Origin of the sequence: Pseudochrobactrum sp. AO18b, assembly GCF_000409565.1 — a bacterium.
Classification (GTDB): domain Bacteria; phylum Pseudomonadota; class Alphaproteobacteria; order Rhizobiales; family Rhizobiaceae; genus Pseudochrobactrum; species Pseudochrobactrum saccharolyticum.
In genome coordinates, this window is record NZ_ANNO01000244.1 from 1 (window position 1) to 6,351 (window position 6,351).

The following is a 6,351-nucleotide window of genomic DNA, read 5'->3' on the forward strand; positions in this document are numbered from 1 at the left end:
GTATGAATAAAAGCGAAGATGATTTCACGATATATCCGCCTGCATCTGTGCCGGAAGCACATTTATCCGGCGAAGAACGGCTGAAAGCTGCAATCCGGCAGGCGAAAACTGCACAGGCCGACCGACTCGACAGTATTACCGATATCAGAGAGACGGATATTGCCCGTCTGGAATTGCTGTTGCAGGATTTGCAGCCGGTTTTTGATGCGGTGCCGGCAGCGGATGAGCAGTGGGATTTCTGCCTGAATAAAGGCATGCAACCGCGTTTGTGGCTGGATGCCAGCGCCTTTGTGATGATTGCCCGCGACCGGCGCAGCTATCGTTTTGTCCGTGATACCCGTCTGGGGCGGATTATTCTGGCTGATAATAAAGACATTAAGGTCATTTCAGAAGCTGTGACGCGCTATATTGCCTCGCGGATTCTTGAGCGCGAGCGGCTGATGGATGACTGGACTTTTGATGTCCCTGTTGCAGCGCAGCAGGCCGCTGTCGCTGAAAATTCCACAGAACAGAGTAGCAGCGCAGAAATTTCGGAAAATTCAGCGCTGAATAAACTATTATGGTTTGCAGGCGGTGCTTTGCTCGGCTGTCTGGTGCTGATTTTAGCGCTGCATTATTATGGCATCACTCTGCCGATGCTGCCGGAATTGTTGCCGCGCTGATGTGCGGTGCAGCTTTGCCAAGCATTAATGTGCGTTCGCCGATCAGCTGTACGTCAGTATTTTCACCGGTAAAACCATATTGCTGCCAGTGACATTGCCAGCTTTGCGGCTGATCAAGTGCTTCAATAGAAAACAGATTATAGCGCGCCGGTGGTTTCCGGCCTTCATGACCGATCGGATAGGGCGCCTGACTGGCCGATGGCACGCAGATCACCGGAACTGCGCCATTTGGAGACGCAATTTCATTATAGGTTGCCAGATGCGTATGGCCGTGCAGCACCAGTTCGGCACCGGCTTCACGGATCACTTTCTGAAAACGGCCAATGCCGAACAGCCGCTTATAAGCGGGTGTTGCATTGCGGATCGGCGGGTGATGAATCAAGATAACGCGGCACAGACCTTGCTCGCCGGTTTCAATCAGCATTTTTTTCAGCCGCGCGGCCTGTGCAGGCAAAAAATCACCGCTGGCCATGAACGGACCGGTTGCACGCGCCGAGCTGACGCCAATGATCGCCACGCCGTCACGCACACGTAAATAGGGAAATTGCGGACGTTTTTCACGATTGTCGATGCCATCGCCGCGCATCCACGGTTCCCATTTGCAGCAGGATTTATCCAGCGCACCCGGAACATAGGCATCGTGATTGCCCGGCACGAAAGAAACGTCTTCCTGTGACCCTAGCTGTTTAAGCCATTCAAAGCCATTATCAATTTCAAGATTAAGCGCGAGATTTACCAGATCACCGGTGACGGCAATATGATCCGGCTTGTGGCTTTGCAGATCTTTAATCAGCCCTTCCAGCACCCAGTCATGCATGGCGCCTTTGCGGTGACGCTTCCAGTTAATATAGCCGGTGATGCGTTTGGAGGCCAATTCGCGCAAGCGAACCTGCGGCAGCGGCGACAGATGAATGTCTGAAATATGGGCAAGTCTGAACATTGGCGAAGATTTAGCTTTCAACTGCGCATAGTCAATGAAAAACATACATATAAGAGTTTGGCGTGTAAAAACGCATGCGGGCTAATAGTTTTGTCAATTGACTGGATCGTAAGCCGTACCCTTTATATTTAGTATCTCTGACCATTGCAGAAAAGCCGATTTATGAATTTTAAAAGCTGGTTCTTTCATACGTATTTTTTGTTCCGCCGTCCTATGACGCTGGGGGTGAGGGCTGTCGTGCTCGGGGATGAGGGGAAGAGTGTGTTTCTGGTGCGTCATACCTATGTCAAAGGCTGGCATTTGCCGGGTGGCGGTGTGGAACGCGGCGAAACATTCAGGCAGGCTCTGATTAAAGAGCTGCGTGAAGAGGCTTGTATTGAGCTGACTGCTACGCCGGAACTTTTCGCTCTGTATAAAAATACCAAAGCTTCCAATCGCGATCATGTGGCGCTGTATATATGCCGGTCTTTTAAACAGAGCGGAACGCGCTCACCCGATTGGGAAATTGCCGAGGCCGGATTTTTTCCGCTCAGTGACTTGCCTGACGGCGTAACAGAGGCCACGATGCGCCGTCTGAAAGAGGTCACAACCCATGCGGAGCCGGATGCGTTGTGGTGATTTGAGCTTGAGAAAACGGAGATACCACCATGCCGGTTTATGTGTTGGACGGCCATAATCCACAATTCGACCATCGTGCCAGTAACTGGCTGGCACCGGATGCGACGCTGATCGGCAAAGTGCGTGTCGGTGAAAATGCGGGGATCTGGTTCGGCGTTGTCGCCCGTGGCGATAATGAGCTGATTCATATCGGTAAGGATACGAATGTGCAGGAACATTGTGTTTTGCACACCGATATCGGTTTTCCGCTGACCATTGGTGAGGGCTGCACAATCGGCCATCGGGCAATGCTGCATGGCTGCACGATTGGCGAAAACAGTCTGGTCGGAATCGGCGCAATCATTCTTAATGGTGCAAAAATCGGCAAAAATTCACTGGTCGGCGCCGGTGCTCTGGTCACCGAGGGAAAAGAGTTTCCGGATAATTCGCTGATTGTCGGCTCACCGGCGCGGGTATTGCGGGAACTGACGGCAGAGCAAATTGAGAAACTGCGTGATTCCGCGCAAAATTACGTTGCCAATGGCAAGCGTTATCAGCGCGGTCTGGAAATCGCGCCTTAATTGCTCTACAGCATAATTTCTTAAGCTTGAATCAGTTTAAGGTAAAATTATGCTGTAAATATAAAGTGTTAGAGTGAGTTTTGTACGCTCAAGAGGGCGCACGGCGCTCTAATTTCCCAGCGCTGATGTTGCAATACCGCTCATCAGCATTTCCGGTGCGTGGCGGATATCGACCCACTGACCGCTGTGACGGGCGGACTGACGCTTGAGATAGGTGTAGTCCGTCTGGCTCCAGTTTTTGACGCTGTCTTCAAGATTATCCAGAATGAAATCACCGCGGTCTGTGCGCACTGTCAGAACGGCATGGCCTTCGCCATTGCTCTGACGGACAACAGTAATCAGCAATGTATTCACCGGAAAACCGGCATTAATCAGCATGCGGCGCTTGAGAAGCACATAGTCTTCACAGTCGCCATATTGTGTCGGGTAAGACCAGACTTCTTCCTTGCCCCAGATTTCCATATCGGTGCGTGGCAGAATTGCAGTGTTTACCTGTGCATTGACCTGAACGATCTTGTTCCACAGAGCCTGTGTGAGCTGCAGCGGGGCTTCTGAGCGGCTGGTTTGGCTGCATTCTTTTTTATACTGTTTGCAGAAGTCATAATGACCGACCGGCTGGGTTGTGCGGCCTTCCGTCTGCATCCATGGCTGAGCAGCCTGACTTGTCGTCGCGCCGCCGAACACTGTTCCTAAAACTGTCATTGTAAGCAGCAGAGTTGCGGCAGCCAGCTTATTCTTTGCTGTTGTGCTGCGGGCACTCTTTTTATGTGCTGTCTTTTTATACATTGTGACGCTCCTTGTTGAGAGCACCATGGCAGCGAGACATTGACACTATCCAAAGGGATATGAATAAGACAAAGTAAACGCAGAAGTGAAAATTCGTAAACCTTAACTGCCTGTAAAATCAGTGTTTTAACGAAAATTAGGACTTACTATACGCAAAATTCACGCAGGTTTCGGTTGTGTGAAAGCTTGAGGTTAACAGAGCGTTGTGCAGTTAACAGCGGGTTGAAATCCGCCGGATGTCCACAGCCTCTGGTTAATATGCGGTGTAAGACGTGCCGTGTGCGATAAGCTTATATTTACCTAGCCGTTTTGTGCTTTTACGAATTTGTAAAAATGAATTTCAGCGTTTGATAACTATAAAATATGAATGCGTGGCTTTTTACACAGGCTTGCCCTGAAAATGGTGATGCCTCGCCCTTTATGCGCGGTATCAAAGATCACTCAGAATCATAAATACAGGGAAAAGGGGGCTTTAGTGCCGGATCGTTTACGCGAGCCGGTCGATGAAATTTGCGCGCGCCACTGCATTCACCCGATGTCCGGATGAATATAATAGGGCAGGATTAAATGCGGGATGCTTTAGTCTTTTGGCAGATCGGTTTGCAGAACCAGAAACTCAATGCCGATGCCATCTTCAAAATGGCGCATGACTTTCGCCTGACTGTTGCCAAGTGTTACAATGCTGCGCAATGGTGGTCGCAGATTGGTGGCGACGGCTGCGCCGGACAGTGACAGATCAAGAATTTTACAGGCATGTTCCGAACCGTCATCAAGGATCAGGATCGCTTCGGTACGCGCAGGTGTATGACGGGCATGACGTCTTTGCTCTGACTGCTGGCTGGTGTTTTTGCTCAGCCAGTTGATTTTTGCAGCCAGTTTATTTTTCTGATGCACAGTCTGGATCAGCTGCAGCGTGAAATCATCCCGCTGAACACTGATGACAGTGCCTTCGAGCCGTCCGATATTATCCACATAAGCAATAATATGATCATCCGCACGGATGATGATCTCGTCATCGTTCAGAGTGAGGTCGGCATTATTGGTGGAGATACGCCATAATTTGCAGGCATATTCACTGCCGTCAGCGCGCATGAAGCGGCCGTCCAGAGGTGATTTCAGGGTCAGTCTTACGGCAGAATCCGGTTGCTCCGCAGTCTTTGCAGGCGATGTGAATGAGGCGTGCGAAGATGGAGGTGTTTCTGCCGACATATGATTCAAAGGTGCCTTTGAGCGATTCTAAAAATATGAAAGCCGGTGTTTCCCCTTCACCGGCGATAATACGATACGATAAAATTTAACAGTACGCTACTAAAAGCTTAATTTTGTAGCGTTTTTACTTCACCATTCTATGGGGATAACAAATTTTACATCAGTACTGCCGGTTATACTGATGTCACAAATCAGGATTTGTCTTTGCCGCCGGTTATCAGCTTGAGATGTGCTGCCTTGGGTGCCTGGTAGGCAGATTCGGTTTCCGGTGCCGCTGTATGAATACTTTTAATGAGATCAGCAACCGTCAGAGGAGCAGGTGCGCCGGTTATTGCCGGTGCGGGGCGGGCAGAATGCGGAACAATTTGTTCCGTTGCCCGCGCAGCCGGCATCAAAGCTTCGATCTGGGGAAGTAAGGCTCTGGCAAAAGCCGTATCTGCTACACCTATACCGTCAATTCTGATGCTTTCATCAAGAAGAGGGGCAGTGCCCGCTGCTGCGGTTTTCGCAATCGGCATATTATCCGCATTCGGCAGAAGTTCGTGATGGCGATCGAGCAAGACCTGAAGAACAGACTTCATCCCTTTCGCCGCATTCAGATTGTCATCCTGAACCGGTAGCGCAGCATTATTGTCCGAGAGACCCATGCGGTTACTGATGAGCGGTTCACTGCCAAGCCAGAGCGGCTGATCCAGCGCAACCATGCTGCCGATCCATGCAAGGGAACCGTCTGCCTCATGCAGCGGTAATAATAATGTTTCGAAATGGCAGTTTTTTTCGTTCAGCGTCTGGCCGGTATGTTCCAGCCGCAGCGGGCGGTAATCCAGACCGGAGAGATGCAGCTGTTCAGCAAGCCATGAACGGACATCATCATGCCAGAGAGATAAAAAGCGGGTATTGCGCAATTCTCTGCCATAAATTGTGCAGAGGCGGGTACCGGCCAGCCGGAACTGCCATTGCTTTGCCTGCGGAATATCTGCGGTCTCAGGCTGCTCTGCTGCGCCGTTGGTATCAGCGTCACTGCGCAGAATGAAGATATTCGGTAGCTTGCCACCCAGCGCACGCGGGCTGATGTCACGGCGATCCGGCGCTGCGCGGGTTCCGCGCAACCTGTCCCAATATGTGAGCAGATCTGCCGTCCAATCATGTTTCATGATATGGCGCTGTCCTCGTATCTTCCTGCGACCGGATATTTCTGCTTTTGCAGCGGAATACCGGCTGTGTGTAACATGTTGAGCGCGCATGTCTTTCAGATTGAAACACTGCTTTCGCGAAACATATTTTAATTTTCAAAGCCCGATAAAAATTCCCAGCTGGAGCTGAGATTGACGGGTTTTTGAATATGTTTGATGGCGATAATATGCGCACAGGAACGTAAACAAGCCATGATTGAGCACCGAACATCCACGAACAATAAAATTTATGGTTAACGCTTTGCTTCGATTGCATTAATCAATTAAGTATGTTTAGATACTTTTACGCAAAAGTTGCAGGCGTTTTATTGGGAAGCTGCCAATTGCATCTTATGCTTGAACTCCAGAATTTATGTCCGGACGATATTGTCCGTTCGCCGCCC

Annotated in this window: 7 protein-coding genes; 3 read left to right on the top strand and 4 right to left on the bottom strand. The window is 50.2% G+C overall.

Annotated elements, in window-relative coordinates; genetic code table 11:
- Positions 1-662, top strand: a 662-nt coding sequence (locus tag A918_RS22045) for a hypothetical protein (RefSeq protein ID WP_022710927.1), incomplete at its 5' end; no start/stop codon positions are given.
- On the opposite strand, the gene A918_RS0110005 is transcribed toward A918_RS22045, so the two are convergent.
- Positions 625-1,602 (bottom strand): metallophosphoesterase, encoded by a 978-nt coding sequence (locus A918_RS0110005; RefSeq protein WP_028233641.1) that lies wholly within the window; start codon positions 1,600-1,602, stop codon positions 625-627. The two genes, A918_RS22045 and A918_RS0110005, sit on opposite strands and share 38 nt — an antisense overlap.
- A gap of 162 nt (positions 1,603-1,764) precedes the next feature.
- Between A918_RS0110005 and A918_RS0110010 the strand changes: the two genes are divergently transcribed.
- Both A918_RS0110010 and A918_RS0110015 read left to right on the top strand, forming a co-directional pair.
- Positions 1,765-2,220 carry an NUDIX domain-containing protein gene (locus A918_RS0110010; RefSeq protein WP_022710929.1) on the top strand — a complete coding sequence of 152 codons (456 nt, stop codon included), beginning with the start codon at positions 1,765-1,767 and terminating at the stop codon, positions 2,218-2,220.
- A 29-nt stretch (positions 2,221-2,249) separates the two neighbouring features.
- A complete protein-coding gene (locus A918_RS0110015) occupies positions 2,250-2,780 on the top strand; it encodes a gamma carbonic anhydrase family protein (protein ID WP_022710930.1) in 531 nt (176 codons plus the stop codon).
- A 108-nt stretch (positions 2,781-2,888) separates the two neighbouring features.
- On the opposite strand, the gene A918_RS0110020 is transcribed toward A918_RS0110015, so the two are convergent.
- The 3 genes from A918_RS0110020 to A918_RS21330 form a co-directional block, all read right to left on the bottom strand.
- The gene (locus A918_RS0110020) at positions 2,889-3,482 is read right to left on the bottom strand and encodes a transglutaminase-like cysteine peptidase (protein ID WP_156831419.1); all 594 of its coding nucleotides are present in this window, start codon (positions 3,480-3,482) and stop codon (positions 2,889-2,891) included.
- A gap of 663 nt (positions 3,483-4,145) precedes the next feature.
- The gene (locus A918_RS20100) at positions 4,146-4,775 is read right to left on the bottom strand and encodes a PilZ domain-containing protein (protein ID WP_022710932.1); all 630 of its coding nucleotides are present in this window, start codon (positions 4,773-4,775) and stop codon (positions 4,146-4,148) included.
- Between the two features lie 191 nt (positions 4,776-4,966).
- Positions 4,967-5,929 (bottom strand): PAS domain-containing protein, encoded by a 963-nt coding sequence (locus A918_RS21330; RefSeq protein ID WP_051139025.1) that lies wholly within the window; start codon positions 5,927-5,929, stop codon positions 4,967-4,969.
- Between the last annotated feature and the right edge of the window lie 422 nt (positions 5,930-6,351).